The organism is Paraburkholderia monticola (genome assembly GCF_001580545.1).
GTDB lineage: Bacteria > Pseudomonadota > Gammaproteobacteria > Burkholderiales > Burkholderiaceae > Paraburkholderia > Paraburkholderia monticola.
This window is the reverse complement of record NZ_LRBG01000037.1, coordinates 606,427-632,857: the sequence shown is the minus strand read 5'-3', so window position 1 is coordinate 632,857 and position 26,431 is coordinate 606,427. Positions and strand designations below refer to the sequence as shown.

Below are 26,431 nucleotides of genomic sequence, written 5' to 3'. Positions count from 1 at the left end.
ATGGGCCATGCCGAGCTTTCGTCACCACGCCAGTACCACCACTCATACGTTGGCCGCGGTACGTCAGCCGGACGCCAAGCAAGGGCCATCCGGTTGACAATGACCGCGACGGTTACGTCGACAGCTAGACGTAGCGCGCTTCGTTCAGATCGGACAGGAGCGTCGGGCCCGTCGGTCGCCAGCCCAAACGCGCCTGCGTTTGCGCACTCGATGCCGGCATATCGAGCGCGGCGAACATCGCCATCCACCCGAAGTACGCCTGGGCTTCGTCGCGCGCGATCGAGACCACCGGCAACTTCAGGCCACGCCCCAGCGCCTCGGCAATCTCGCGAGCGCTGACGCCTTCCTCACCGACCGCGTGATAGCGCGCGCCGCGCTCGCCTCTCTCGATCGCGAGCCGGTACAGCCGCACGACGTCCGACAGATGCCCCGCCGGCCAGCGGTGACGACCCTGCTCCACATAGGCGCACACGCCTTTCTCCCGCGCGATCTCGATGAGCGGCGTGATCAGGCCTTGCCGGAACGGGTTATGCACTTGCGGCAGGCGCATCACCGACACATTGACGCCCGCCTCCAGCAGCGCGTTGCCGGCTAGCTCCGAGCCGATGCGCGGGTTCGGGTGGCCAGTGTTGAACACGTCCTCGGTGGCCGGTTGTCCGTCATCGCGGCTGCCGACACCCGTACCTGACGTGATGAGAAGCGGCCGATCGGAACCCGCGAGCGCCGATCCTAGCGCTGCGATCGCGCGCTTGTCCTTCTCGCAGTTTTCCAAGAAGTGCGAGAAATCATGATCGAACGCAAGGTGGATGACGGCGTCCGCCTTCGCGGCGCCGCTGCGCAGGCTGTCGGTGTCTTCGAGCGTGCCGCGATGGACCTCCGCGCCCGCTGCGCTCAGCGCGTCCGCGCCCTGCTCGGATCGGGTCATGCCGATAACCTGATGCCCAGCCTTGATAAGTTCGGGCACCAAAGCCGAGCCGATAAACCCGGTGGCGCCGGTTAGAAAGATACGCATGGTCAAGTCTCCAGGATAAGCACCCATGCACTATGCGATCATTCAATATGCTATTGAAGTAGTGAGCTTATCCCGGTAAAGCGACTAACAGGTTATTCATCCCCGTGAACACCGCCCAATCCCTCGGCGACTTTCTACGCAGCCGCCGCACCCGGCTCGATCCGGCCAGCTTCGGCTTTTCGGGCCGCAGGCGTACGCCCGGACTGCGACGGGAAGAAGTGGCCCAGCGCGCGAACATCAGCTCGACGTGGTACACGTGGCTCGAGCAGGGCCGCGGCGGCGCACCTTCCGCGGCGGTGCTGGAGCGCATCTGCGCGGCGTTGATGTTGACGAATACCGAGCGCGAACATCTTTTCATGCTGGGCCTGGGGCGGCCGCCGGAAGTGCGCTACCAGTCCTCGGACGGAGTAGACCCGCGCTTGCAGCGCGTGCTCGATTCGCTCGATGCCAGCCCGTCGATCATCAAGACCGCGACGTGGGACGTGATCGCGTGGAATCGTGCCGCGGCTGTCGTGCTCACCGACTACGGCACGTTGCCGCCGGGCCAGCGCAACATCCTGCGCTTCCTGTTCGGCGACCCGGCCGTCCGTGCAAAACAGCACGATTGGGAAAGCGTCGCGCGCTTCGTCGTGGGGACGTTCCGCGCGGACGTTGCGCGCGCCGGGCTCGCTTCCGAAGTGGGCGATCTGGTGGATGATCTGTGCCGCGCCAGCCCGGACTTCGATCGTATGTGGCGCGAGAACCAGGTATTCGGCCACAGCGAAGGCGAGCACGTGAAACGCCTGCTGCATCCCCAGTTCGGGGCCATCGAGATGGAATATTCACTGTTCGCCGTCGATGGTCGGCCAGACCTCAGCATGCTCGTCTACACACCGCTCGACGCGCGGATCGCAAAGCGCATTCGCAACGCCGTCGCTGCAATGGACAAAAGTCCGGTCGACGCCTAGCGCGCGAGCAGCGTTCGTGCCAAGCGGCCCAGGCGGCGAATTCCCTGTTCCATGTCGTCGTTCCACGCATGCCCGGCGCTCAGGCGCAAGCAATTGCGAAAGCGCCGGCTCGCGGAAAATACATCACCGGGCGCGAAGCAGATGCCTTGCTCGAGCGCCTCGTCGAAGAGCGCGCGCGAATCGAAGCGTCGTGGCAGTTCGAGCCACAGCACGAAGCCGCCTGCTGGCCGGCTTACTTTCGTGTCTGCCGGGAAGCTGGCCTCGATCGTGCGAGTCATGTGCGCGAGGTTTTCTTCGAAGACCCGGCGGATGCGGCGCAGGTGTGAATCGTAGGCGCCGCTCTCGAGGAAGTCCGCGAGCGCGATCTGAGGCAAGACCGGGCTGCAGAGGCTGAACGCGAGCTTGCGCTCCATCACTTGCTGCGTATAGGCGCCCGCCGCGATCCAACCGACCCGGTATCCGGGCGCCAGCGATTTCGAAAACGAGCTGCAGTAGATCGTATTCGCGCCGCCGTCGAGCGCGATGAACGGCTTCGGCCGCTCGCGTCCGAAGTGAATGTCGCCATAGACGTCGTCTTCGATCAGCGGCACGGCATGCCGCGCGAGCACCGCGAGGAGTGCGCGTTTGTCGTCTTCGGCCATCATCGAGCCGAGCGGATTATTGAAGCTCGATGACAGCAGGCAGGCCGCCACCGGCTCCGTTTCGAGCAGGCGCGCGACTGCGCCGACGTCGATCCCGCGCGTCGGGTGAGTCGGCAGTTCGAATGCCTTGAGGCCCAGCATCTCGATGGTATGCAGGAACCCGAAGTAGGTGGGTGATTCGATCGCGATCGTGTCGCCGCGCCTCGCGACTGTCGTCAGCGCGAGCGTGAGCGCCTCGGTGGCGCCGCACGTCACGAGCACGTCGTCGGGCGACAGCGCATGGCCGACGCGCATCGCGCGCTTCGCAATCTCGCGGCGCAGGCGCGGTTCGCCTTGGGGTGCGCAATAGGTGTTGTAGCGCGTGCCGTCTTGACGTGCGGCGCGCGCGAGCGCGAGGTCGAGCCGCTTCGATTGCAGCAGCGCCGGGTCGGGTACGGCGCAGCCCAGCGGCACGAGGGTCGAATTCGACGCATGTTCGAGCAACGCCGCTACGGCTCCGCTGATCGAGACGGTCGACGCCCTCGCGCGCGGCCGCGATGCCGACGGCAATGCGCGTGCGCCGCGGCGCGCCGCCGCGACGTAAAAGCCCGACTGCGGACGCGCGACGAGGACACCGCGATCCTCTAGCAGGCGATACGCCTGTAACGCGGTGGAAATGCTGATGCGATGCTGCTCGCTGACTGTGCGCACCGATGGCAGCCGCATGCCTGGCGCGAGCGCCCCCTTGTCGATCATGCCGACGATGAGCTCGGCCAGTTGCTCGTAACGGTACGAAGTGGACGTGTCCATGGGCGCGCTCAAGACGGGGTAATCCGTGATTATCGGCGCGCCGCCCTGGCTCGCCAAGCGAAACTGTGTTGGTCCATTCAGCGGAAAATTGTGGCTGTTATGGTTTGCGGGACGAGGCTACGATGCATGCGTCGCGATCGAATGCGCGGCGCAGAATTCACCGCAACCGGAAGGCAAAACCATGAATGGCTTACAGCAGACGTGGCGCGGCAGATTTCCTCGCAACGAAATCATTTCACTGCTCGACGTGAATCGTCCGTTCAACCTGGCGGAGAGCACATCGCAAGACTTGACGGTCGGCGAACTGCTGGACCTGGCGGGTCTCGAGCGCATTCGCGATCTGAAACTCGGTTATGGAACTTCGGCCGGGTCGTTGGCGCTGCGCGAAGCCATTGCAGAGGGCTGCGGCGTCTCAGCCGAACAGATCATCACGACGCAGGGCGCCGCGCTCGGGCTGTTTCTTCTCGCTTACGAGGTCTGCCGGCCCGGCGACGAGGCCGTCCTCGCGACACCCTGCTTTCCGCCGAGCCGCGACTGCCTTCTCGGAGCCGGCGTCGACGTCCGCGAAGTCAAGTTGTCGTTCGAGAATGGCTATCGGCTGGAACTGGACCCGATCGCCGCAAGCCTGTCGTCGAAGACGAAGCTGGTCAGCATCGCTTCGCCGCAAAATCCAACGGGCGTTCAGGTATCTCGTACCGATATCGAGAAGCTTCTTGTCCTGATGGAAACGCGGTCTCCTCGAGCGCTACTTTTCGTCGACGAGACTTATCGGGAAGCCGCCTATGGCGATGAGGCCGTGGTCGACAGTTTCGCCTCGCTCGACGCGCGTATCGTCACCGGCGCTTCGGTATCGAAGGCGCTTGGTGCGCCAGGATTGCGCACAGGCTGGCTCACAGTCGCGGACGCTGATCTTCGGGCGCGCCTCGCCGTCGCCAAACTGAACACGGTGATCTCGGGCTCGGTCCTCGACGAAACGCTCGCCACCGTGCTTTTGCGTCATCGGGAGCGGGTGCTCGCGCCGCGACGTCGGTTGCTTGCCGGCGCACTCCAGGAACTGGCGCTCTGGTGCGAGAGCGAGCGCAAACGCGTCGAGTGGGTTCGACCCGACGCTGGTGCGCTGTGCTGCGTGCGCCTGCGTCCGGACGCATTCAATGACACTGCCGTCTCACGTTTCTGGGATCTGCTGCCAGGGCATGATTTGCAGCTGGCGTGCGGAACATGGTTCGGGGAAAGCAGCCGTACCTTCCGGGTCGGCTTTGGCTATCTGCCGCCCGGGCGCCTTGGACCCGCATTGACCGCACTCTCGTCGGCGCTGGACGCCGCGACGGAATGACCTATCGTCACCTTTGATCTATGGAGCCCCACGATGAAAGTAAGAATCGCATATATCGAGGAACCGCCCTTTTACTGGACCGCTGACGATCATCGCGTGACGGGCGCCGACATCGAACTCGCCGACGTGACGCTGCGAGCGATCGGAGTCGACTCGATCGAACATCATTTGACCTCGTTCGAAGAGCTTCTGCCTGGCGTGCAGGAAGGTCGCTGGGACATGAACGTGCCCATCTTCGTGACGCCCGAGCGAGCGCAGCGCGTGGCGTTCAGCGTGCCGGTCTGGTCGCTAGCCGATGGCTTTTTGCTGCTTCATGGCAATCCGAAAGCGCTGACGAGCTACGCGGCCGTCGCGGCGCGCCATGACGCGCGGCTTGGGATCGTCGCCGGGACGGTTCAGTTCGATGCGGCGAAGTCGGCGGGCGTGAGCGATAGCCAGGTCGTGACGTTCAAGGACCAACCCCACGCGATCGACGCGCTGCTCGCAGGACAGATCGACGCCTACGCGAGCACGGCAGTGGGAAGTCGTGTCCTCGCCCGCGACAGTAGCGAGCTTGAAGCGGTTTCGCTCGGGCAGAGCAACGCGGGACGAGCGCCCGTCGGCGCCTTCTCGTTCAACCGGAGCAATGATGGCCTTCTGCAGGCGGTGAACGAGCAGCTCCGGAAATACCTCGGTTCGGCGGACCACCGGGCTCGCATGGCGAAGTACGGCCTGGCGGAGACGGAGCTCGACAGCGTGAGCGCGAGCTGAACGGCAACCCGGTGGCCGTGGTCATGGACGCGGCACGCGGGAACAACGATACGTCGAGCGAGGGAAATTTCTATTTGGCGGGTGCCGCGACATCGCAGTCGCCGCCGTGGGCGCCGCTGCCCGTGCTCTTCAGAGTGAGCACGAGTCTGCTACCCGTGTTTGCCGTGATGATCCCGCCATAGCTAACCGTGGGAATGAACTGGATGTCCGGCGCGACCGCCACAGGGGGATTCCTTGCGCCGTCGACGGACAGGTTGAGCTCCACCGTGATCGAATCAATGGCAACGCCCATATCCTGCTTCCGGCCGGCCTGATCTTTCTTGAAGTTGCACAGGCCATTGAGAACCTGTTCGAGGGCAGTCGGGATATCAACGGGTTTGCCCGGTGGGATGGGCGGCGTATTACAGCCAACGATCATGAATGGCAGGGCGCACATCGCTGCATATCGGTAGGCTCGCATCAGGTTCCCCAATCGATCTGGTCCATGCCGTATGGGCCTTCCCGTGCCGTCGCTGGTTCAGCACTGGCTGGCGCACGCCAACGCTCAGTACTTGATATTCCTCGCCGCCTGACGGCCGTTCTGCTTGGTGTGCCGTTTGTCCTGACGGCATTGCGAATTGCTCTTCTGGTCCGTGGCCCTGCACTCCTGCTTCGTGTGGCGGGAACCCTGGCGCGTTTCTTGACGAACGTCACGCCCGGCGCGACGTTGCTGAGCCTGTTCGGTTGCCAGGGAGGTTCCCGCGGAAGCCACCAGAGCCAAAGCAATGGCCGTGGCCGCGAACTTCCGGCTCCATGCAGACATGGCGTCCTCCGCAACGGGTTGCGTATCGATATTTCGTGTCGCTCACGGGCTGTTGCCGCGTGCACGCCGCTGGCGCCTGCGTGAGCAGTGCAAGGGTGACACGTGTGCATCCGGGGTCAATCGGACCAAGGTCCTAGGGTTGCCGGGTGAGTCCGCCAGAATGACCGTGGTTCAGCCAACACCCAGCCTTGCCGATTCACCGACTAATGCTGATGACGATGGTGGATGTCCGGGAAATGCGCGTGCGAATGTGTGATGGGCAGATGGACGTGCGGATGGGTGTGCGGTTCGTGACCGTCATACGGAAAATCGTGCTCGTGCTGATGATGTTCATCGTGCCGATGCCGGTGCGAGTGCTCGATCAGTTCGTGGTGATGCTCATGCTCGTGCCGCTCCCGTACATGAAGCCAGATACCAAGCGCCATCAGTGCCGCGGCAATCCAGAAGCTGACGGACGGCTGCGCCGGCCAGATCAGCAACGAAATGGCGACGCCAAACAACGGCGCAACCGAGAAGTAAGCGCCCGTGCGTGCCGTCCCGAGATGACGCAGCGCGACGACGAAGAGAACGAGACTCACGCCGTAGCCGGCGAGCCCCGTAAGCATGGCAGCGCCCACCGTGGTCGCGGACGGCAGTGATGCTCCTAGAGCGATTGCGATGGCAAGATTCACGGGACCAGCGATCAGGCCTTTCAGGCAGGCGATCATCATCGCGTCACTGGCGGACACCTTGCGCGTGAGGTTGTTGTCGACCGCCCAGCACAGGCATGCCCCGACGATCAGCAGAGCACCGGCCGGCACACCTCTTTCCCCGGGCGCCCAGGACAACATCACGCCACCGGCGACGATCGCAACCATGCCGAGAAACACCTGCAGATCGACGTTCTCGCGAAACACCACCCACGCGATGACGGCAGTCAGCACGCCCTCGAGATTCAGCAGCAGCGAGCTGGTCGCGGCCGGCGTGCTCGACAGCCCCAGCATCAGCAGCGCCGGTCCGGCGACACCACCGGCGGCGATCGCGCCGGCAAGCCACGGCAATTCGCTTTTCTGAAACCGGTGTTCATGCCCGGCTTGCGCCGACGGCCGCCGCATCCGGCGGGTGATGATGCCCACGCCGAGACCGATGCCGCTTCCAAGGTAGAACAGGCCCGCCACCATGAACGGCGACATCGAGCCGAGCAGCGCTTTGGCGAAGGGCGTCGCGGCGCCGAACAGCGCCGCGGCGGCAAGCGCGGTCAATACCGCGCTAAGCCTCGAGCTCATACCCACTCACGCCGTCACCCATCCGCCAGAAAATTCGGATGACTCGTGCGAATCTGATCGATCTGATTCAACGTTCCCGACAGATGCTTGCGCAGCGCCGCCTGCGCGGCCTCGACATCACCATGCTCAATCGCATCGATGATCTCGGCGTGATCGCGCACCACCGCCATCGTCTTGCCCTCCACCGGGAGATGCAACCGCCGCAGCCGGTCGATATGGCCGCTCAGCCTGCGCACCAGATCCCAGAGCTGCGGCACGCCCGCCGCCTCGTACATCTGCCGATGAAACGCCTGATCGAGCAGCGAGAACTGCTCGTAGTTCTTCAGGTCGAGCAGTTCCGTTTGCCGCGCGATCGTCTCGCGCAGCTGGGCGATCAGCGCGGCGTTGCGCTGCTCCGCGAGCGTGCGCACGACTTCCAGTTCGATCGATCGCCGCAGGAAGTGCGCCTGCAGCGCGGACGTCACGTTGATCTGGCTGACGACCGTCGCGTGCTGCGGGTAGATGTCGACGAGGCCTTCCTCGCCGAGCTTCATCAGCGCGTCGCGCACCGGTGTCTGGCTCAACCCGTACCGGTTCGCCAGCTCGGTGCGGGAGAGCACCGTGCCCGGCGTCAGTTCGAGGGAAAGGATCATTTCGCGCAGACGTTCGAATACTTGCGGCGCGGCGTGGCGGGAGCGGTCGAGCCGCGTCACCGTCGACGAATGAGCGTGGTTTTTCATGGCAAAAACTGAAGCGTGGAGGCACGCGGGATCGGCGTGGCCGCCCGCTGAGGCACTAGTACTATAGCCGACGCCCGCCCCTTCCAGCGGGCTTGCGGCCCGAATTCACCAAAAAGTGGACATGAGTATTTACCCCACTGACGCACTAATACATTAGTGCTTTACTATCCGTTCCATCAAATTCCCCTTGTTCCCTTGCCGATTGCCATCATGACTCGCGACATCACCATCACGCAGGTGCGCATCACCCCGATCGCCTTCCGCGACGGCCCGCTGCTCAACGCCGCCGGGATCCACGAACCCTGGGCGCTGCGCGCCATCGTCGAGCTGGAGACGAGCGACGGCCGCGTCGGCATCTCCGAGACTTACGGCGACGAGCCGATGCTGCGCGTGCTCGAGCAGGCGAAGTCGCTGGTGCTGGGCCTGTCGCCGTTCGACCTCAATCGCATGGAAGAGCGCGTGCGGGCCACCATCAAGGCGAGCCCAGGCGCGGTCGAGTTCGAACTCGCGCCCGGCTCGCATGCGGCGAAGAACGCGCCGAAGGTCATCAGCACGCTCGAAGTCGCGATGCTCGACCTGCAAGGGCAGATCGTCGGCGCGCCGATCGTCGATCTGCTCGGCGGCAAGGTGCGCGACGCAGTGCCCTACAGCGCCTATCTGTTCTTCAAATACGCCGAGCACATCGACAAGCCCTATGCGCCCGATGCATGGGGCGAAGGCCTGAGCCCCGAGCAGATCGTCGCGCAAGCGCGTCGGATGATCGAGCTGTACGGCTTCCAGAGCATCAAGCTGAAAGGCGGCGTATTCGAACCGGCGCACGAAATCGCCTGCATGCGCGCGCTGCATCAGGCTTTCCCCGGCGTGCCTCTGCGCCTCGATCCGAACGCCAACTGGACGCTCGCAACGAGCATCGCGGCGGCCCCTGAACTCGACGAGCTGCTCGAATACTACGAAGACCCGTGCCCGGGTCTCGAAGGGATGGCCGAGCTGGCGAAGCACACGCGCCTGCCGCTCGCGACCAACATGGTGATCACGACGATGGAAGATTTCCGGCGCGGCGCCGAGATGGGTTCGGTCAAGGTGCTGCTGTCGGATCATCACTACTGGGGCGGACTGCGCGCCACGCAAACGCTCGCGCGCATGTGCAAGCTGTGGGATCTCGGCATGTCGATGCACTCGAATTCCCACCTCGGCATCAGCCTGATGGCAATGACGCACGTCGCGGCGAGCATCCCCAACCTGACCTATGCCTGCGACACGCACTACCCGTGGCAGGAAGAAGAAGTCATCAAGGGCGGCCGCGTGAAGTTCGACAACGGTTCGGTGCGCGTACCCACCACGCCGGGCCTCGGCGTCGAGCTCGATCGCGAGCGGCTTGCCGAACTGCATGCGCAGTATCTGTCGTGCGGCGTGCGCAATCGCGATGACCTCACGCAGATGCGCAAGTACGAGCCGGGCTTCACCGGCAAGAACCCACGCTTCTGATCCGCGCCTGCGAGCCGCACAGAACAACGACACGCGGCACCTGACCCGCGACGCGCCCCGCGCGTCGCATCGAAGGAGACAACTCCATGAGTAGCCCCATTGCCGACGCGGCACGGCCCGAGCGCGCCGGCCCGCTGGCGAGCGCGGTGCGCAAGATCAAGTGGCGCGTGCTGCCGCTGTTCGTCGTGATGTTCATCGTCAACTACATCGACCGCGTGAACATCGGCTTCGTGCGCCAGCATCTGAGCGCCGATCTGGGCATCGGCGCGGCGGCTTATGGGCTCGGCGCGGGGCTCTTCTTCGTCAGCTATGCGATCTTCGAAGTGCCGTCGAACATCCTGCTGCAGCGCTTCGGCGCAAAGCTATGGCTCGCACGCATCATGCTCACGTGGGGCTTGGCCGCGGCCGGCATGGCGTTCGTGCGCGGCGAAACCTCGTTCTACGCGATGCGGCTCCTGCTCGGCGCAGCCGAAGCGGGCTTCTTTCCCGGCGTCATCTACTACTTCACGCAATGGCTGCCGAGCAACGAGCGCGGCAAGGCGATGGCGATCTTCCTGAGCGGCTCGGCGCTCGCGTCGGTGCTGTCCGGACCGATCTCGGGCGGGCTGATGCTGATCGAAGGCGCGGGACTGCGCGGCTGGCAGTGGATGTTCCTGATCGAAGGCATGTTCTCGGTGTTGCTCGCGGGCTTCATCTGGCTGTGGCTCGACTCGAAGCCGCGCGACGCCGCGTGGCTCACTCGCGCCGAGCAGGATGCGGTGCTCGATGAGGTCGAGGAAGAGCAACGCCAGCGCGCCGCCGCGCACCCGGTCAAACCATCGCTGGGCGCGCTGCTGCGCGATCCGCAAATCCTGATCTTTTGCCTGATCTACTTCGCGGTGTCGCTGACCATCTACGGCGCGACCTTCTGGCTGCCCAGCATCATCCGCAAGATGGGCGATTTCAACGATTTGCAGGTCGGCCTGTTCAACTCGATTCCGTGGCTGATCTCGATCGTGGCGATGTATCTGTTCGCGATGCTCGCGGCGCGCTTCAAGTTCCAGCAGGCGTGGGTCGCGGTCGTACTGCTGATCGCCGCGCTCGGCATGTATGCGGCCGGCCAGGGGAGCGCGCTGTTCTCGTTCGTCGCGATCTGCTTTGCGGCGATCGGCTTCAAGGCGGCCTCGGCGCTGTTCTGGCCGATTCCGCAGGGCTATCTCGACGCGCGGATTTCCGCGGCGGTGCTGGCGCTGATCAACTCGATCGGCAACCTCGGCGGCTTCGTCGCGCCGGCAGCCTTCGGCTTGCTCGAACAGAAGACCGGCTCGATCGAAGGAGGACTGACTGGACTCGCGGTGATGTCGGTGGTGGCCGCCGGCGTCGTGTTCTTCTCCCGCATGAGCCCGCGCGAAGGCTTGCCCGCCTCCGCGCATTGATCGCATCGAACCGTATCGACACCATTTCCAAAAACCTTCAGGAGACTTGATGAAAACAATAGAAGCCACGAGGGCCGCAGCAAGTACGGCCGTCGGACGATACCGCTGGACCATCTGCGCGATGATCTTCGCCGCGACGACGATCAACTACATGGATCGTCAGATGCTCGGGCTGCTCGCGCCGCTGCTGCAAAAGGACATCGGCTGGAACCAGGTGCAGTACGCGCAGACCGTGATGGTGTTTACGGTCGCCTATGCGGTAGGCCTCGCGATCTTCGGCCGCATCGCGGACCGTGTCAGCACGAAGAAGGTCTACGGCAGCGCGATGGCGCTGTGGAGCCTGGCAGCGATGCTGCACGCGGTGGCATCGACCGTGCCGGGCTTCGCGGCCGTGCGCGGTCTGCTCGGCTTCGGCGAAGCGGCGAATTTTCCCGTTGCGATCCGCACCACGGCGACGTGGTTTCCGAAGAAGGAGCGCGCGCTAGCGACGGGCTTCTGGAACATGGGCGCGACGATCGGCGGCATCGTCGCACCTGCCTTCGTGCCGATCGCCGCGGTCATGTGGGGCTGGCGCGCGACGTTCATCGCGGGCGGCGCGACCGGTTTCATCTGGCTGGCCGTCTGGCTGCTGGTTTATCGGCAGCCTTCGGAGCATCCGTCGGTGTCGAAGGAAGAACTCGACTACATCAATGCGGATCGCGAAGAAGTCGTCGAACAGAAAGTCAGCTGGTTGTCGGTGCTCAAATACCGCGAGACGTGGGCGTTCGTCTTCGGCAAGCTGCTGACCGATCCGGTGTGGTGGTTCTATCTGTTCTGGCTGCCGAAGTGGCTCAATGAGTCGCGCCATATCGACATCGGCAACATGGGCCTGCCGCTGATCGCGATCTATACGATGGCATCGGTCGGCAGCGTGGCGGGCGGCTGGCTGTCGTCGCGCCTGATGGCGCGCACCAACAAGCCGAATTTCGCGCGCAAGCTCACGATGCTCGTTTGTGCGTTGTGCGTGGTGCCGATCGCCACCTTGTCGTATTTCCAGAGCCTGTGGTTCGCGGTGTTCGCCGTGGGTCTCGCGGCGGCGGCGCACCAGGGTTGGTCGGCGAACCTCGTCACGACGGTCGGCGACGTGTTTCCGAAGCGGCTGGTCGGCACGGTGGTCGGCATCGGCGGCGTGGCGGGGATGGTCGGCTCGTTCTTCTTCTCCGGCGTGATCGGCGAGACCTTGCAGCGCACTGGGCAGTATTGGGCGCTCTTTACGGTCGGCGCATCGGCGTATCTGGTTGCGTTGGGCATCATCCATCTGCTGATGCCGCGAATGACGGCAGTGAAGTTGCGCGATTGAAGTAACTGAAGTAACGCTTGCCGGTAGTAAAGTGGGCGGGGCACGCGACGAATCATCCGCGTGCCCCGCCCTTTTCTTTTCAGGCCACGCGAGCCCTTATGACCATCGATCCCTCCGTCGTCGCCGCGTTTGCACCCACGGGCAAACTGCGCGCATCGATCAATCTCGGCAACCCGATCCTCGCCAATCGTCACCCTGAGTCCGGTGAACCGTTCGGCGTATCGATCGATCTCGCGCGCGCGTTCGCCGCCAGATTGAACGTCGAACTGGAGCTGGTGGTCTTCGATACGGCCGGCCAATCGGTGCAGGCGGTCAGCGAGGAGCGCGCGGATTTCGGCTTCTTCGCGATCGATCCGTTGCGCGGCGAAACGATTGCGTTCACGGCGCCCTATGTGTTGATCGAAGGCTTCTATCTCGTGCGCGACGACTCGCCGGTGCGAACCAATCAGCAGGTGGATCAGCCGCACAACCGGGTCGTGGTCGGCAAAGGCAGTGCGTACGATCTGTTTCTGACGCGCGAGTTGAAGGCTGCGCAAATCGTGCGCGCACCAAGCTCGCCGAGTGTCGTGCCGACTTTCATCGAGCAGCATCTGGAAGTGGCCGCGGGGGTAAAGCAACAACTCGAAGCCGATGCGAAGCAAACCGCCGGGCTGCGGCTGCTCGACGAGCGCTTCATGGTGATCCGGCAGGCGATGGGCGTCTCGAAGACCCGCGGCGAGGCGGCGGCTCTGGCACTGCGTTCGTTTGTCGAGGAAGTGAAGGCGGCGGGCTTCGTCGCGGACTCGCTCGCGCGGCACCAGATCGCTGGGGCATCGGTTGCAGCCGCCGAGTAGCAGGTCGTTCCATCCCGACACCGCGTAGCGCCTCGCTGCGCGGTCGCTGATCCTCGCAAGTCTTTCGAGCCACTCGCTCGGTTTCCCACGCTCGGTTTCCCACGCTCGGTGACGCGTTCCGCGTGAACGGTCACAGCGCCTCTTTGCCCTCACCGAGGGATTGTCCCAAGCTCCCCCGCGCCAAAACCCGTTGCAATCCGGATATTTTCTGGCCACAATCGAACCTGTTCAAATTCATAGCAATATGTTCATTTATGAACATAGGAGAGACGACGTGCTGAAGATCGGGATCAATGGCGGCGGAATCGGCGGCCTCGCGGCGGCGATTGCGCTGCACAAGCAAGGTCATGACGTGGTCGTGTTCGAACAGGCCGAGCGTTTCGGACGCGTCGGCGCCGATATCAACCTGACGCCAAACGCGGTGCGCGCGCTCGACGGCCTCGGCATCGGCGCGACGCTGCGCGAAACCGCCGCGCGGCCGTCGGCACGCATCAGCCGGATGTGGGATACCGGCGAAGTGACCTCGCATCTACCGCTGTCGGATGAAGCCGAGATCAAGTACGGCGCCCCGCAACTGACGATGCACCGCGCCGACGTGATCGCGGCGCTCGAAGCCGCGATGCCTGCCGGCGCGTTGCGGCTCGGCCATCGCGTGACGAAGCTCACGCAGGAAGATGGCGCCGCAACCGTCGCGCTCGCGGACAACACCGAGCATCGCTTCGATCTCGTGATCGGCGCGGACGGCATCCATTCCGGTGTGCGCGAATTCATCCTCGGCCCTGATGCGCCGCAGTTCACCGGCGTGGTCTCGTATCGCGCGGTGGTGCCCGCCACGCGACTCGCCAACCTCGAAACCGGCGCGTTCGTCAAATGGTGGGGCCCGACGCCGGAATCGCAGATCGTCACGTTCCCGCTAAATCGCGGCCGCGACGTGTTCATCTTCGCGACGACCGCGCAGCCCGACTGGACCCACGAATCGTGGACCGCCCCCGGCGACCCCGACGCGCTGCGCGAGGCCTACCGGCACTTTCACGCCGACGCGAAAACGCTGCTGGCCGCCTGCGATACCGTGCTCGCCTCGGCGCTGTACGTGCGCGAGCCGTTGTCGCAATGGAGCCGCGGCAACTTCACGCTGCTCGGCGACGCCTGCCATCCGATGATGCCGTTCATGGCCCAGGGCGCCGGCATGGCGATCGAAGACGCGGTCGTGCTGTCGCGCGCGCTCGACGGCGCCTCGGCCGGGACGCTCGGTGCCGCGCTCGCGCGCTACGAAAACGCGCGCCGCGAGCGCACCGCGCGCATCCAGATCGGCTCGCGCGGCAACAACTGGCTCAAGGAAGGCGGCAACGCCGACTGGGTCTACGGCTACGATGCGTGGACGGTTCCTGTGGCATGATCGCTGTCCCTTACCCCGCTCCCCGCTCAACGCATGCCTGACCGTTCTGAACGCAGCACCGAAGCCCCGAACGCCGTCGACCGCTCGTTCCGGCTGTTGCGCTTCATTGCCGAAGGCGGACAAACCGGCAACGTCAGCGAAGCGGCGCGGCAGCTCGGCGTGAATCGCATCACGCTGATGCGGCTGATCGCGTCGCTCGAAGCGCTCGGCCTGATCGTCGAGGACGGCAGCGGGCATCGTCTCGGGATGCCGTTTCTGACGCTGGCGGCGGCCGCGCTGGGGTCGTCGGATCTGATCGCGCATGCGCGCGCCGTGCTGCCGACACTCGCCGTGTCGACACGCATGTCCGCGTATCTGGTCGTGCGCGAGGGCGCGGACATCGTCTACTCGCTCGCCGAAGTGCCGGACACGCCGCTCGTCAGTCAGATTCGGGTCGGCAGCCGGCTGCCCGCGTATCGCGCGACGCCGGGGCTCGCGATGCTCGCGCTGCTCCCCCGCGCGGAACTCGAGCAGATGTGCGCGACGCAATGGCCCGAGGAGGACGCGCCCTCGTTCGATGCGCTGTCGGCGCGTCTCGCCGAGGTGCGTGCGGACGGCTGCGCGTGGAGCCATTCGGGACTCGAAGCGGGCATCGACTCGTGCGCGGCGCCGATCCTCGACGCCGCGGGCAACCCGGTGGCGGCGCTCAGCATCGCCGGGCCCTCGCGGCTGTTCGCCGATCGGCCGGAGCACGACGAAGCGCTGGCGCTGCCGGTCAAGCGCGCGGCCGCGCAGATATCGAAGCTGCTGGCGTAGCGGACACACACCGGGCCGCGCACGCTGCCCGCTTCCTTCAGCGACGCCGGCCGTGATACCGCCGCAACAGATAGTTCGCGGTCGAGCCATGCAGCAGCACCGACAACACGATCGCATCGAGCACGGTCGGCAACAGTGGCGCCATCGCGCCACGCGCGTATTCGAGGCCGAACATCAGGTAGTAGAACGCGCCGACACCGCGAATTCCCATCCACGCCATCAGATACCGCTGAGCGTTGTCGATGCGCGCGCCGAACATCGACGCCACGACGGACACCGGTCGCGCGACGAAAAACAGAAACACCACGGGCAATACGGCACGCACGTCGAGCATCTCGCGCCAATGCGCGGACACGACGCAACCGATGATCAGCATCAGCGACATCTCCGCAATCCGCTCCATTTCGATCGTAAATTCCATCATCGATTCGGCGAGGACCGCGTGCGCCTTTTCCGGGTCCTGGGCGACGTCGAGCTGCTCACCGTGCTGCACCTCCTCGAGCAGCTCCGAGGGATTCTTGTCGCCCGTCGCGCGCAATTCCTCATGACGCAGCGCGACACCCGCGACGAACACCGCGACGAACGCATACGCCTGCAACAACAGCGCCGCGCCATACGACGTCGACATCAGGCCTAGCGCGAGAAAGCCGTCGAAACCGATCGCTTCGCCGTAGCGCGTGCGTAAAAAGAAAATCACGCGCGCGAACACGATCGCGAATACGCAGCCGATCACGAGCGCGCTCACGATCCCCCACAACACCGAGCCGACGAAATGCACGCCGCTGCCCGAGCCGAACAGCTTCGCGCCGGCCAGCGTCAAGCCCAACACCGCAAACGGATAGGCGGCGCCGTCGTTCAGGCCGCCTTCACCGGACAACGCGAATCGCACGGGTTCGTCGTCGCCGGCTTGCGTCACGCGCAATTCGTTGGCGAGCACCGGGTCGGTCGGCGCGAGCGCGGCCGCGAGGAACAACGCCGCGCCGTCGGCGCGTCCGGTCAACAGCGCGGTGAAGCCGAACATCAACGCCACGGTGATGAGCATTGCGGGACCGCCGAGTCGCAGCGGCAACAGCCACAGCGGATTGCGCGGCCGCACGCGCAGATGCATGCCGATCGAAAACAGCGACACGACGAGCCCGACTTCGGCGAGCGTCGCGAGCAACGCGGTATTGCCGAGCAGATCGATCCCGACGAGCCCCGACATGGTCGGACCCACCGCCACGCCGACCAGCAGATAGATCATCGCGCCCGTCAGCGGCAGACGGCGGATCGGCCCGCGCGCGACGGCCATGAACGTGAGCAATGCGCCGATCAGCAGGAACCAGACCGGTTCGTCTCTCATGGCGGGATGGCGAGCATGCGCCGCGACGGCGACACGACCACCGCGCCGCCGCTAGCGGGCACGGCTAGGGGCGCTGGCAAAGCGCTGTACAACCTTGTTCATGGGCGGCCTCCTCGGTCCGGACAAGCGGGATATGTCCTGTCCCTTGCGTTGCAAGCCGCGTTCCTCGCCTGACGCAGCGCCGTGCCGAGTGATCTCACACGCCGAAGGGAAAGGTCTGCGCCGCGTGGTCGTGTTCGTCGACCGAAACGGGCAGCGCGGTCACCGCGCTGGTGCGATCGAACCACACGAACGCATCGAATTGCTCGGCCAGCGACGCTTGCGCGTAGTGGCTATGCCGCTCGCTCTCCGGCCGATAGATGACGCCGATGAAGCGCTCCAATAGCGGCTCGCGCAGCCGTTCGCGCAGCGCGTCGTGCACGCCTGGCCGCAGGTCGAGCAGGAAGCGCGCGAGACCGGTGCCGTGCATGCTGAATTCGACGCTGCCCGCGAGCGACGGCGCCACGGTCTTCACCTCCATCGGTCCGCCCCAGTCGCTCGCCGTGGCGAGCGTGCCGCTGTGCGTGCCGAACCCGATCAGCGCGACCGCGTCGCCGAAATACGCGCGGCACAACTGGCCGAGATTGATCTCGTCCTGCGCGCGGCCCCTCTCCGTTGCGCTCGCGTCGCCGATATGCGAGTTGTGCGCCCACACGACCGCGCGCGCGCGCGGCCCATGGCGGTCGAGCGCGTAACGCAGCGTGTCGAACATATGCGTGTCGCGCAGATTCCAGCTTTGCGGGCCGCCGTAGTACATCGCGCGATAGTACTGCTCGGCGACCGCGACGAGCCGCGCGTTCTGCGCCGCGTCGAGGAATCCCTCGCCGTCCTCGCGCGCATAGGCGAGCCGGTTTTTCAGCAGATCGCCGAGCTGCGCGATCACCTGCTCTTCGCACCGCGCGTAGCCGCCGGTAATCGCCGCGCGTCCATAGACGGCCGGATCTTGCTGCCACGGACTGAGGCACCCATAGCGCTCGCGAGCGATCCGGGCCGCGGCCGGGTCGACGCTGTCGAGGTAGCGCAGCACCACGTCGATCGATTCCGACAGACTGTAGATGTCGAGCCCGTAAAAGCGCGTCTCGCGCTCGCGGTGCGCGGCGTTGTGCGAGCGCAGCCACGCGACGAAGCCCATGAAGTCCGTGTTGCGCCACATCCAGGTCGGAAAGCGGCGAAACGGCCGGGACCGCTCGCCGGGCATCGGTCGATCGCGCACATGCCGGTCGATAATCGCCGCGTCGGGCCAGTCGGCCTCGACCGCGATCATCGAAAAGCCGTGGTGCTCGATGAGGCGTCGTGTGATCGCCGCCCGCGCGCGATAAAACTCAGAGGTACCGTGACTGGCCTCGCCGAGCAGCACGACGCGCCGCCCGGCGAAGCGGTCGAAAAACGCCGCGAATTCCGGGGCATCGAGGTCGGGCAACGGTTCGGCCGCGTCGCGAATCGCGGCTTCGAGCGCGGGCGGCGTGGGCTGCGATGCCGGCCGCGCGTTCGCATGCGGCGCGCTCCCCGGCTCGGGCCAGCCATCGTCGCCGACGAGCGGCACGAAGCGCACTTCGCCCAAGCCGTGTTCGTCGTAGTCGTGTTCGCCGCGCCGCACGATCTTCACGAGCCGCTGATGGCTGCGGCTGCTGCCGACCGGCATCACCAGCCGGCCACCGGGAGCCAGTTGGGCACGCAGCGCCTGCGGCACATGCGGGCCGCCCGCCGCCGCGATGATCGCGTTATAGGGCGCATGCGCGGCGAAACCCACCGTGCCGTCGCCGATATGCACCTCGACGTTCTCGTAGCCGAGCCGCTGCAGGCGCTCGCGCGCGCCCTCGGCGAGGCTCGCGTCGCGCTCGATCGAATCCACCCGGCCCGCGATCTCCGCGGCGATCGCGGCCGCATAGCCGGAGCCCGTGCCGATGTCGAGCACGTGATCGCCTGGATGCAGATCGGCCGCTTCGAGCATCTTCGCGACGATGAACGGTTGCGAGATCGACTGCTCGCCGCCGATCGGCAGCGGTGTATCGTCGTACGCGAAGTCGCGGAACTCGGATGGCACGAACGCCTCGCGCGGCACGCGGCGCATCGCCGAGATCACGTGGTGGTCGCGCACGCCGCGCCGCACGATCTGTCGTTCGACCATCCATGCGCGCGCATCGTCGAAATCGCTCATCGCCGCCTCCTCCGCATGCGCAGCGGACCGCGCGCGCATCGATTGCGATGGCGGCGCGCGGATCCGCTGGTCTTCCACCTTCAGCAACGAGCATACCGCCGGCAGAAACTTACGGCGATCCGCACAACGTAAAGCCGGTGTCGCGGGTTCTGTCAGGCGGAAAACCGGCTGCGCGAGGGCGAGCGCGGGCGCGGAAGTGCAAACAACGAGGAGGCGCTGACGATCATCGACGGCAACGCGCGTGAGAAGCGCGGTTGGATGCGGCCCCAGGTGGAGCGCGACGCGACGCTCGCCACGGCCGCGTTCACCTTGATCGGTGGCTGCCTGTCGTCGAACCCGCCTCGGTATCGGTCATCAGTACAGTCATCGGTCCCGTGCTCAGCGCGGCCGAGATGATCGCGAGACGATCTGGCGGGCAATCGACCAGATCGACGCTCAGCGACTCCCGACCTCCCGCGCTATTCACGTGCACGGACCAGCCGCACACCTGCGCACGCTGCTCAATCAGACTTTTCCAGATTGCGACGACGTGCAGCGATCCCGGGCTTGCATAAACAGTCAGACGTTTCACGTTCACGGCTTCACGCGGCACGCGGCCGCGCCTCGGGTTCCCGATCACAGGTATTGGTATGTTGCTTGTACGTCGAGGTTAGACGGGCAAACTTTCAAAAGCAAAAGCGCACGGGGGTGCCCCTAACCTGACGGTTACGGACACCCGCGTGCGCGAGGTGCAGCGCAGCGCTGCAAGGCCGTGGCAGCGCGGGCCTGCATGTTCAACCGCTTAGCGGCGGCCCGCCCCCCGCTTTACCGAGCCTGGCTGCGCAGCGTCTTCGCGGCGGCCACCATGTTCGTGAGCGCCGGAAGGACCTCGGACCACTGACGCGTCTTCAGACCGCAGTCCGGGTTCACCCACAAACGCTGCGCCGGAATCCGCTCGGCCGCCTTCCGCATCAGTTGCACGATGTGCTGCTGCGTCGGGATGTTCGGCGAATGGATGTCATAGACGCCCGGACCGATCTCGTTCGGGTAGTTGAAGTCGTCGAAGGCGTCGAGCAGCTCCATGTCCGAGCGCGAGGTCTCGATCGTGATCACGTCCGCATCCATATCGGCGATCGACGCGATGATGTCGTTGAACTCCGAATAGCACATATGCGTGTGGATCTGCGTTTCGTCCCGCACGCCGTTCGCGGTGAGTCGGAACGATTCCACCGCCCAGCGCAGGTACTCGCCCCACTGCGCGCGACGCAGCGGCAGACCTTCGCGCAGCGCCGCTTCGTCGATCTGCACGACCCGCACGCCGGCCTTCTCCAGATCGAGCACTTCTTCGCGGATTGCCAGCGCGAGCTGATAGCACGACACCGAACGCGGCTGGTCGTCACGCACGAACGACCAGTTCAGGATCGTCACCGGGCCTGTCAGCATGCCCTTCATCGGCTTGTTCGTCAGCGACTGCGCGTAGCTGATCCACTCGACCGTCATCGCCTTCGGACGGCTGATGTCGCCGAACAGGATAGGCGGCTTCACGCAGCGCGAGCCATACGACTGCACCCAGCCGAACTGGCTGAACGCGTAGCCGTCGAGCTGCTCGCCGAAGTATTCGACCATGTCGTTGCGTTCGGCTTCGCCGTGCACCAGCACGTCGAGGCCCAGCGCTTCCTGCTCGCGCACGCTGCGCTCGATTTCCTTGCGCATCGCGTCCTGATAGCCGGACTGATCGAGCGCGCCGCTCCTGAACTGGCTGCGTGCATGGCGAATTTCCGCGGTTTGCGGGAACGAGCCGATTGTCGTGGTCGGGTAGGCGGGCAGCTTCAGCAGCGCGGCCTGCTTCGTCGCGCGCTCGGCGTAAGCGTGCTGGCGGTTGCCGAGGTTCGCGTCGATGCGGGCCAGCGCGGCCTTCACCGCCGGGTTGTTCACGCGCGGCGAGTTGCGGCGCGCGGCAATCGCGGCGGCGTTCGCGGCGAGTTCATGCGTGACCCTGTCGCGACCGGCGTTCAAGGCGGTGGCGAGCACCTTCAGCTCGTCGAGCTTTTGCAGCGCGAACGCGAGCCACGAGCGGATTTCGGCGTCGAGCCTGGCTTCGCTCGCGAGATCGACCGGCACGTGCAGCAGCGAGCACGACGGCGCGAGCCACAAACGATCGCCGAGTTGCTGCGCGAGCGGCTCGAGCCAGTCGAGCGTGGCGTTCAGATCGGTCTTCCAGATGTTGCGGCCGTTGATCGCGCCGACCGACAGCACGCTGTGCGCGGGCAGCTTCTGCGCGGCCAGGGCGACCTCCTCGCGCGCATTGATCGCGTCGATGTGCAGACCGTCGACCGGCAAGCTGCAGGCAAGCTCCAGGTTCTCCTTGAGCTGACCGAAATAGGTCGCCAGCAGCAGCTTGACGCCGCGCTCCTCGAAGCCTTGATACGCGGTCACGAACGCGGCGCGCCATGCCGGATCGAGTTCGGTGACGAGCACCGGCTCGTCGATCTGCACCCACTCGACGTCCATCACCTTGAAATAGTCGAGCAGCGCGCGATACACGGGCATCAGGCGCGGCAGCAGCGCGAGCTTGTCGGCGAGTTTGCCGGGGCCGTCCTTCGCCTTGCCGAGCCACAGATACGTGATCGGGCCGATGATCACCGGCTTCGCTTTCACGCCCTGGGCTCGTGCTTCGCGCAGCTGTTCGAGGAAGCCGGACGTGTCGAGGTTGAACGCCGTCTCTGCCGTGAATTCGGGGACGATGTAGTGGTAGTTGGTATCGAACCACTTCGTCATTTCGCCGGCCGCGACGCCGCCGCAGCAGGCGGCATGCTCTTCGGCGCCCTGCGCCGAACGCCCGCGCGCGACGCGGAAGTAGTTGTCGAGCTTGTCGCCATGAAAGCCTTGCACGCGCGCCGGCAGATTGCCGAGCGCGAAGCTCATGTCGAGCACCTGATCGTAGAACGCGAAATCGCCGACGGGCGCGAGGTCGAGTTCGCGCTGGTCGTTCCAGTGACGCGCGCGCAGCTGCGCGCCGAGCGCCTTCAGTTCGTCGCGCGACGATTCGCCCTTCCAGTAGCGTTCGAGGCCGAACTTGAGTTCGCGTTGTGCGCCGATGCGCGGGAAGCCGAGATTGTGTGTCGTGACCATGGGCGCTGCCTTCCGATGAAATTTGCCAGAAACGATGCGAGGAGTGACAGCGATGATAGGGTTTTCATTACATGAATAAAAATGGCATTATTTCATTCACCCATCAATTCTGTTCATCTATGCTCGAACGCTTTCACCTCACCCTGATCCGCGAAGTGGACCGGCAGGGCTCGCTCACGGCGGCGGCCGGTGCGCTGCATCTGACGCAATCGGCGTTGAGCCATACCGTGAAGAAGCTCGAGCAGCAGCTCGGCACGCCGGTCTGGGAACGCGATGGCCGCCACCTGCGCCTCACGCAGGCGGGTCGCTATCTGTTGTCGCTCGCCGACCGTCTGCTGCCGCAGTTCGAACACGCCGAGGCGCGCATGAAGCAATATGCGAACGGCGAGCGCGGCACGCTGCGCATCGGCATGGAATGTCATCCGTGTTATCAGTGGCTGCTGAAGGTCGTGTCGCCCTACCTCGCGCGCTGGCCCGACGTCGACGTCGACGTCAAGCAACGCTTCCAGTTCGGCGGCATCGGCGCGCTGTTCGGCTACGACATCGACGTGCTCGTCACGCCGGACCCGCTGAAGCGGCCCGGCCTCCGCTTCGAGCCCGTGTTCGACTACGAGCAGGTGCTGGTGGTGGCCGAAGGGCATCGTCTGGCCAACGCGCGCTACGTGGAACCGGGGCAACTCGTCGATGAAACGCTGATTACCTATCCGGTCGAAACCGATCGCCTCGACATCTACAACCTGTTCCTGCGTCCCGCCGACGTCGCCCCGCGCCGCCATAAGACCATCGAGACCACCGACATCATGCTGCAGATGGTCGCGAGCAATCGCGGCGTGGCGGCCCTACCGCGCTGGCTCGCCGAGGAATACGCGGACCGCATGCCGGTGGTCAGCGTGAAGCTCGGCAAGACCGGCATCGCCAAACAGATTTTTCTCGGCACGCGCGAAGCGGATGCCTCGCTCGACTATCTGCATTCGTTCGTCGAGTTCGCGCGCGCGTCGAGCTGGCAGGACGCGAAGCCGCGGCGCTGAATGCGACATGCGCGAGTCCGCGCGTCTCCATGTCGACGAGCCGAACGGTCATGAAAGAAAAACGGTTCGACTACACGCAGACTTCCCGGCCGAGATACGCAGCGACCGCGCCTGTCACCGCGAAGGCGTGCAATTCCTCCGGCGAAGCCAGATGCGCGGCGACGATCTCGCGATTATCGAGCCGCAGTTCGGGTTCGCAATCGAGGCGCAGCTCGAAGAAATGTACCCGGTCCCTTCGGCCGTCCCACTGGCCGGCGACGCTGCCCGCTGGCAGCAAGGGGTGAGACGGGAGTCCGATCTCCTCCTCCATCTCGCGCAGCGCCGCGGCAGCAGGCGTCTCACCGGCCCGGATACTGCCACCCGGGAACCCCCATTCGGCACGGTACGACGACTTCAGCAGCAACAGCGACTGACCCACGTAGATTGCTACTAGCGCGCCCTCATGGTCAGGCCGTCGAAGGTGCCACCAGGCGCGGGCGAGCGGAAATCCGAGGCGAAACACCATGCGCCAGACAGCGTCGGAAAGCGCCGCCACGGTGGAAGAAGCCGTCATGAGCGGACCGCTCGCGCCCCGTTCACTGCTGCGGCAACGCATATGCAACCACGTAGTCGCCGAGCTTCGTGCCGAACGACCCGTGTCCACCGGCCGCGATCACGACGAACTGGCGGCCGTTGACCGAGTACGTCATCGGCGTGGCCTGGCCGCCCGCGGGCAGGCGTGCCTGCCAGAGCAGATTGCCGTCATTGACGTCGAACGCGCGCAGATAGTTGTCCGCCGTCGCGCCGATGAAGACGACCCCGCCCGCCGTCACCATCGGGCCGCCCAGCATCGGCATGCCCATCCTGAACGACAGCGGAAACGGAGAGCTGTCACGCGGGGTCCCGATGCGGCGCTTCCACACGATCTGGTTGGTCTTCAGATCGATCGCCGCGATGTAGCCCCACGCCGGCTGCTTGCACGGCAGGCCGAACGGCGAAAAGAACGGGTTCAGCGTCACGCCGAAGGGCACGCCGTATTGCGGCTGGATGCCCGCCTCCGTGCCGCTTCCCTTCGCGCCCGGCTGCGGCTCCATCGGGTTGCCGGGGCCGCGCGGTATGAGACGCGAGACGAAAGGCAGCGCGATCGGGTTGGCTACGGCAACCTGCCGGTCGGTGTCGATGGCAAGGCCGCCCCACTCGAACATGCCGAGATTGCCCGGGAACACGAGCGAGCCCTGAAGTGAAGGCGGCGTGAAAGTGCCCTCATAGCGAAGCCTGTGGAACATCACGCGGCATATGAGCTGGTCGTACATCGTGGCGCCCCACATGTCGGCATCCGTGAGGTTCTTCGAGGGGCGAAACGTGAGCTGCGAAAACGGCTGCGTGGGCGAAACGTGATCGCCGGGCGCCGCGCCCTGGGGCACCGGCATTTCGGGCGCGGGTACGACGAGCGCACCCGTGCGACGGTCCAGCACGAACAGGTTGCCGGTCTTCGCTGGCGCGTAGACGACCGGTACGATCTTGCCGTCCTTGTCGGTGATGTCGGCGAGCGTGGGCTGTGAAGGTTGGTCCATGTCCCAGAGATCGTGATGCACCGTCTGGTAGAACCAGGCGAGCTTGCCCGTCGAGGCGTGCAGGGCGAGCAGACCCGTCGCGTAACGCTCCAGCTCGGGTGTGCGGTCGCCGCCCCAGATGTCCGGCGTCTTCACGCCCATCGGCAGATAGACGATATCGAGCTTCGCATCATAGGCGGCAGGCGCCCATGAGTTCGGCGAGTTCCATGCGTAGTGTTCGCCCGGACCCGGAATCTTGTTCGGATCCGCCGCGCCCGGATCGAATGCCCAGAGCAGTTCGCCCGTCCGCACATCGAAGCCGCGGATCACACCCGAGGGCTCGCGGTTCGAGAAGTTGTCCTCGACCGCGCCCGCCACGACGATCACGTTGTTCGTCACAACGGGTGGCGACGTGGGCTCGTACATGCCGGGCGTCGTCACAGGCATGGCGTGCTGCAGGTCGAGGTCGCCGTTGCTGCCGAAGCCTGGGCAGCGTTCGCCTGTCAACGCGTCGAGCGCATAGAGGTGGCCGTCGTTGACGGGCAGCAGGATGCGGCGCATACACGCGCCGTTAGCGGCAGGTGCTGCCGCGGTCGTGGTTTCGCTCGCAGGGCCGGCGGCTTCCGTACCCGATGCGGCCATGGCATCGGACGCCGCCATGCCGCCGCTCGCGCTCGTCGCAGTTGCGGCGCTCGCCGACAGATCGACAAACGACACGCCCCGGCAGGTCACGTGCTGGAACGAAGGATCGGCCTTGAGCTTCGGATCGAACTTCCATTTGAGCTGGCCCGTTTGCGCGTCCAGCGCGAACAGGATCTGGTGAGGCGAGCACAGGTACAGCAGATCGCCGATCTTGATCGGCGTGACTTCGTTGGTGATTTCGACCGGATCGTTGGGCCCCTTCATGTCGCCCGTGCGGAAGGTCCATGCCAGTTGCAGCTGATGTGCGTTCTCCGGCGTGATCTGTTGCAGCGGCGAATAGCGCGTGCCTTGCTGGTCGCGGCCGTAAGCGGGCCACTCGGAAGCCTGGATGCCGTCCGGGTGCGGCGCGGGCGTGGGTCTCGCCGAGGTCAACGTACCATTCAGTTGTTGCGGATCGTTGAAGTGCGCATAGACGAGCACGCCGCCCCAAACCACGAGCCCCACGACGAGCGAGACCACGCCGAACCTGCGCGGGCGCTCGAGACGCCAGCTCATGAGCAGCAGCAGCCACACGCCGAACACGACCAGCACGCCCGAGCGCGGCACGAGCGCCCAGAAGTCGGAGCCCGCTTCCCAGAGTCCCCAGATCGCGGTACCGATCAGCACCAGCGCATAGACGACGAAAGCCGCGGCGCTGGCCCGCCACAGCAGCCACGTGAAGATGAGCAGCACGATGCCCGTCACGACGTAGTAGGGCGAGCCGCCGAGCGAGAGCAGCCACCCGCCGCCGATCAGCAAATAGATGGCGGTGAGCAACGTGAACAGCACGGAGATGACGCCGATGACGCCCAGCGGTTTCGATAGTCTGGCCATGATCTCAACCTTCCTTGAAGAACGTCTGCGATGATGGATAAAGCGTTGACTCAGCACACGTGCATCATGTCCACGTATGCAGCCTTGCGATCGTCGTCGCTGTTACGTCAGCTCCATGCTGGCGTCTTCTTTCGTAGTGCTGTCCATGCCGGGACGACTCGGGTGCAGACAATGCGGCACTAAAA

General features: G+C 65.2%; 22 protein-coding genes. 10 read left to right on the top strand and 12 right to left on the bottom strand.

What is annotated here, in order from left to right; all coding sequences use genetic code 11:
- Positions 1-124: 124 nt before the first annotated feature.
- Positions 125-1,012, bottom strand: a complete 888-nt coding sequence (locus CI15_RS26795; RefSeq protein WP_062133671.1) for an SDR family oxidoreductase — start codon at positions 1,010-1,012, stop codon at positions 125-127.
- Between the two features lie 104 nt (positions 1,013-1,116).
- Between CI15_RS26795 and CI15_RS26790 the strand changes: the two genes are divergently transcribed.
- Entirely contained in the window at positions 1,117-1,959 is an 843-nt protein-coding gene (locus tag CI15_RS26790) for a helix-turn-helix transcriptional regulator (protein ID WP_062133669.1), read from the top strand.
- Here the strand turns inward: CI15_RS26790 and CI15_RS26785 are convergent.
- Complete coding sequence (locus tag CI15_RS26785; RefSeq protein WP_062133666.1) at positions 1,956-3,389, bottom strand: aminotransferase-like domain-containing protein; 1,434 nt, start codon at positions 3,387-3,389, stop codon at positions 1,956-1,958. The two genes, CI15_RS26790 and CI15_RS26785, sit on opposite strands and share 4 nt — an antisense overlap.
- Positions 3,390-3,414: 25 nt before the next feature.
- Between CI15_RS26785 and CI15_RS26780 the strand changes: the two genes are divergently transcribed.
- The gene (locus tag CI15_RS26780) at positions 3,415-4,722 is read left to right on the top strand and encodes a pyridoxal phosphate-dependent aminotransferase (protein ID WP_241495944.1); all 1,308 of its coding nucleotides are present in this window, start codon (positions 3,415-3,417) and stop codon (positions 4,720-4,722) included.
- A 33-nt stretch (positions 4,723-4,755) separates the two neighbouring features.
- Positions 4,756-5,472 (top strand): transporter substrate-binding domain-containing protein, encoded by a 717-nt coding sequence (locus CI15_RS26775; protein ID WP_062133664.1) that lies wholly within the window; start codon positions 4,756-4,758, stop codon positions 5,470-5,472.
- A 70-nt stretch (positions 5,473-5,542) separates the two neighbouring features.
- Here CI15_RS26775 and CI15_RS26770 read toward each other — a convergent pair whose 3' ends face one another.
- The 4 genes from CI15_RS26770 to CI15_RS26755 all read right to left on the bottom strand — a co-directional run bounded on the left by CI15_RS26770 (position 5,543) and on the right by CI15_RS26755 (position 8,258).
- Complete coding sequence (locus CI15_RS26770; RefSeq protein ID WP_082814319.1) at positions 5,543-5,890, bottom strand: hypothetical protein; 348 nt, start codon at positions 5,888-5,890, stop codon at positions 5,543-5,545.
- Positions 5,891-6,016: 126 nt separating this feature from the next.
- A complete protein-coding gene (locus CI15_RS26765) occupies positions 6,017-6,274 on the bottom strand; it encodes a hypothetical protein (protein WP_062133657.1) in 258 nt (85 codons plus the stop codon).
- A 203-nt stretch (positions 6,275-6,477) separates the two neighbouring features.
- Positions 6,478-7,539 (bottom strand): DMT family transporter, encoded by a 1,062-nt coding sequence (locus CI15_RS26760; protein WP_062133654.1) that lies wholly within the window; start codon positions 7,537-7,539, stop codon positions 6,478-6,480.
- A 14-nt stretch (positions 7,540-7,553) separates the two neighbouring features.
- On the bottom strand, positions 7,554-8,258 hold the full coding sequence (locus tag CI15_RS26755; RefSeq protein ID WP_062133642.1) for a GntR family transcriptional regulator: 705 nt from the start codon (positions 8,256-8,258) through the stop codon (positions 7,554-7,556).
- Between the two features lie 210 nt (positions 8,259-8,468).
- Between CI15_RS26755 and CI15_RS26750 the strand changes: the two genes are divergently transcribed.
- The 6 genes from CI15_RS26750 (at position 8,469) to CI15_RS26725 (ending at position 15,521) form a co-directional block, all read left to right on the top strand.
- Positions 8,469-9,743: a glucarate dehydratase family protein gene (locus CI15_RS26750; RefSeq protein WP_062133639.1), complete on the top strand. Its 1,275-nt coding sequence runs from the start codon at positions 8,469-8,471 to the stop codon at positions 9,741-9,743.
- Between the two features lie 86 nt (positions 9,744-9,829).
- The gene (locus CI15_RS26745) at positions 9,830-11,158 is read left to right on the top strand and encodes an MFS transporter (RefSeq protein WP_062133636.1); all 1,329 of its coding nucleotides are present in this window, start codon (positions 9,830-9,832) and stop codon (positions 11,156-11,158) included.
- Positions 11,159-11,207: 49 nt separating this feature from the next.
- The gene (locus CI15_RS26740; protein WP_062133633.1) at positions 11,208-12,497 is read left to right on the top strand and encodes an MFS transporter; all 1,290 of its coding nucleotides are present in this window, start codon (positions 11,208-11,210) and stop codon (positions 12,495-12,497) included.
- Between the two features lie 98 nt (positions 12,498-12,595).
- Positions 12,596-13,330 carry an ABC transporter substrate-binding protein gene (locus CI15_RS26735; RefSeq protein WP_062133630.1) on the top strand — a complete coding sequence of 245 codons (735 nt, stop codon included), beginning with the start codon at positions 12,596-12,598 and terminating at the stop codon, positions 13,328-13,330.
- 274 nt (positions 13,331-13,604) lie between these two features.
- Positions 13,605-14,726 (top strand): FAD-dependent monooxygenase, encoded by a 1,122-nt coding sequence (locus tag CI15_RS26730; protein WP_420915879.1) that lies wholly within the window; start codon positions 13,605-13,607, stop codon positions 14,724-14,726.
- A 33-nt stretch (positions 14,727-14,759) separates the two neighbouring features.
- Positions 14,760-15,521, top strand: coding sequence for an IclR family transcriptional regulator (locus tag CI15_RS26725; protein WP_062133623.1), 762 nt, complete (start codon positions 14,760-14,762; stop codon positions 15,519-15,521).
- Positions 15,522-15,558: 37 nt separating this feature from the next.
- Here CI15_RS26725 and CI15_RS26720 read toward each other — a convergent pair whose 3' ends face one another.
- From CI15_RS26720 to metE, 4 genes are all read right to left on the bottom strand, one after another.
- Complete coding sequence (locus tag CI15_RS26720) at positions 15,559-16,863, bottom strand: cation:proton antiporter (protein WP_062133618.1); 1,305 nt, start codon at positions 16,861-16,863, stop codon at positions 15,559-15,561.
- Between the two features lie 196 nt (positions 16,864-17,059).
- Positions 17,060-19,060, bottom strand: a complete 2,001-nt coding sequence (locus CI15_RS26715) for a protein-L-isoaspartate(D-aspartate) O-methyltransferase (protein ID WP_062134222.1) — start codon at positions 19,058-19,060, stop codon at positions 17,060-17,062.
- Between the two features lie 304 nt (positions 19,061-19,364).
- Positions 19,365-19,631 carry a hypothetical protein gene (locus CI15_RS26710; RefSeq protein ID WP_241495943.1) on the bottom strand — a complete coding sequence of 89 codons (267 nt, stop codon included), beginning with the start codon at positions 19,629-19,631 and terminating at the stop codon, positions 19,365-19,367.
- 233 nt (positions 19,632-19,864) lie between these two features.
- The gene (gene metE / locus CI15_RS26705) at positions 19,865-22,171 is read right to left on the bottom strand and encodes a 5-methyltetrahydropteroyltriglutamate--homocysteine S-methyltransferase (RefSeq protein WP_062133616.1); all 2,307 of its coding nucleotides are present in this window, start codon (positions 22,169-22,171) and stop codon (positions 19,865-19,867) included.
- 119 nt (positions 22,172-22,290) lie between these two features.
- Here metE and CI15_RS26700 point away from each other — a divergent pair, with 119 nt between their 5' ends.
- Positions 22,291-23,199 carry a LysR family transcriptional regulator gene (locus tag CI15_RS26700; protein ID WP_062133614.1) on the top strand — a complete coding sequence of 303 codons (909 nt, stop codon included), beginning with the start codon at positions 22,291-22,293 and terminating at the stop codon, positions 23,197-23,199.
- 70 nt (positions 23,200-23,269) lie between these two features.
- Here the strand turns inward: CI15_RS26700 and CI15_RS26695 are convergent, their stop codons facing one another.
- Together CI15_RS26695 and CI15_RS26690 are read right to left on the bottom strand one after the other, a co-directional pair.
- Complete coding sequence (locus tag CI15_RS26695; protein ID WP_062134215.1) at positions 23,270-23,752, bottom strand: NUDIX domain-containing protein; 483 nt, start codon at positions 23,750-23,752, stop codon at positions 23,270-23,272.
- Positions 23,753-23,774: 22 nt separating this feature from the next.
- Positions 23,775-26,246, bottom strand: coding sequence for a glucose/quinate/shikimate family membrane-bound PQQ-dependent dehydrogenase (locus CI15_RS26690; RefSeq protein WP_062133611.1), 2,472 nt, complete (start codon positions 26,244-26,246; stop codon positions 23,775-23,777).
- Between the last annotated feature and the right edge of the window lie 185 nt (positions 26,247-26,431).

Excerpts from the sequence above, each read along its gene's own strand:
- CI15_RS26795 (WP_062133671.1), bottom strand. The coding sequence starts at position 1,012 with ATGCGTATCTTTCTAACCGGCGCCACCGGGTTTATCGGCTCGGCTTTG.
- CI15_RS26785 (WP_062133666.1), bottom strand. The coding sequence starts at position 3,389 with ATGGACACGTCCACTTCGTACCGTTACGAGCAACTGGCCGAGCTCATC.
- CI15_RS26775 (WP_062133664.1), top strand. The coding sequence starts at position 4,756 with ATGAAAGTAAGAATCGCATATATCGAGGAACCGCCCTTTTACTGGACC.
- CI15_RS26770 (WP_082814319.1), bottom strand. The coding sequence starts at position 5,890 with ATGATCGTTGGCTGTAATACGCCGCCCATCCCACCGGGCAAACCCGTT.
- CI15_RS26765 (WP_062133657.1), bottom strand. The coding sequence starts at position 6,274 with ATGTCTGCATGGAGCCGGAAGTTCGCGGCCACGGCCATTGCTTTGGCT.
- CI15_RS26760 (WP_062133654.1), bottom strand. The coding sequence starts at position 7,539 with ATGAGCTCGAGGCTTAGCGCGGTATTGACCGCGCTTGCCGCCGCGGCG.
- CI15_RS26755 (WP_062133642.1), bottom strand. The coding sequence starts at position 8,258 with ATGAAAAACCACGCTCATTCGTCGACGGTGACGCGGCTCGACCGCTCC.
- CI15_RS26750 (WP_062133639.1), top strand. The coding sequence starts at position 8,469 with ATGACTCGCGACATCACCATCACGCAGGTGCGCATCACCCCGATCGCC.
- CI15_RS26745 (WP_062133636.1), top strand. The coding sequence starts at position 9,830 with ATGAGTAGCCCCATTGCCGACGCGGCACGGCCCGAGCGCGCCGGCCCG.
- CI15_RS26740 (WP_062133633.1), top strand. The coding sequence starts at position 11,208 with ATGAAAACAATAGAAGCCACGAGGGCCGCAGCAAGTACGGCCGTCGGA.
- CI15_RS26735 (WP_062133630.1), top strand. The coding sequence starts at position 12,596 with ATGACCATCGATCCCTCCGTCGTCGCCGCGTTTGCACCCACGGGCAAA.
- CI15_RS26725 (WP_062133623.1), top strand. The coding sequence starts at position 14,760 with ATGCCTGACCGTTCTGAACGCAGCACCGAAGCCCCGAACGCCGTCGAC.
- CI15_RS26720 (WP_062133618.1), bottom strand. The coding sequence starts at position 16,863 with ATGAGAGACGAACCGGTCTGGTTCCTGCTGATCGGCGCATTGCTCACG.
- CI15_RS26715 (WP_062134222.1), bottom strand. The coding sequence starts at position 19,060 with ATGAGCGATTTCGACGATGCGCGCGCATGGATGGTCGAACGACAGATC.
- metE (WP_062133616.1), bottom strand. The coding sequence starts at position 22,171 with ATGGTCACGACACACAATCTCGGCTTCCCGCGCATCGGCGCACAACGC.
- CI15_RS26700 (WP_062133614.1), top strand. The coding sequence starts at position 22,291 with ATGCTCGAACGCTTTCACCTCACCCTGATCCGCGAAGTGGACCGGCAG.
- CI15_RS26695 (WP_062134215.1), bottom strand. The coding sequence starts at position 23,752 with ATGACGGCTTCTTCCACCGTGGCGGCGCTTTCCGACGCTGTCTGGCGC.
- CI15_RS26690 (WP_062133611.1), bottom strand. The coding sequence starts at position 26,246 with ATGGCCAGACTATCGAAACCGCTGGGCGTCATCGGCGTCATCTCCGTG.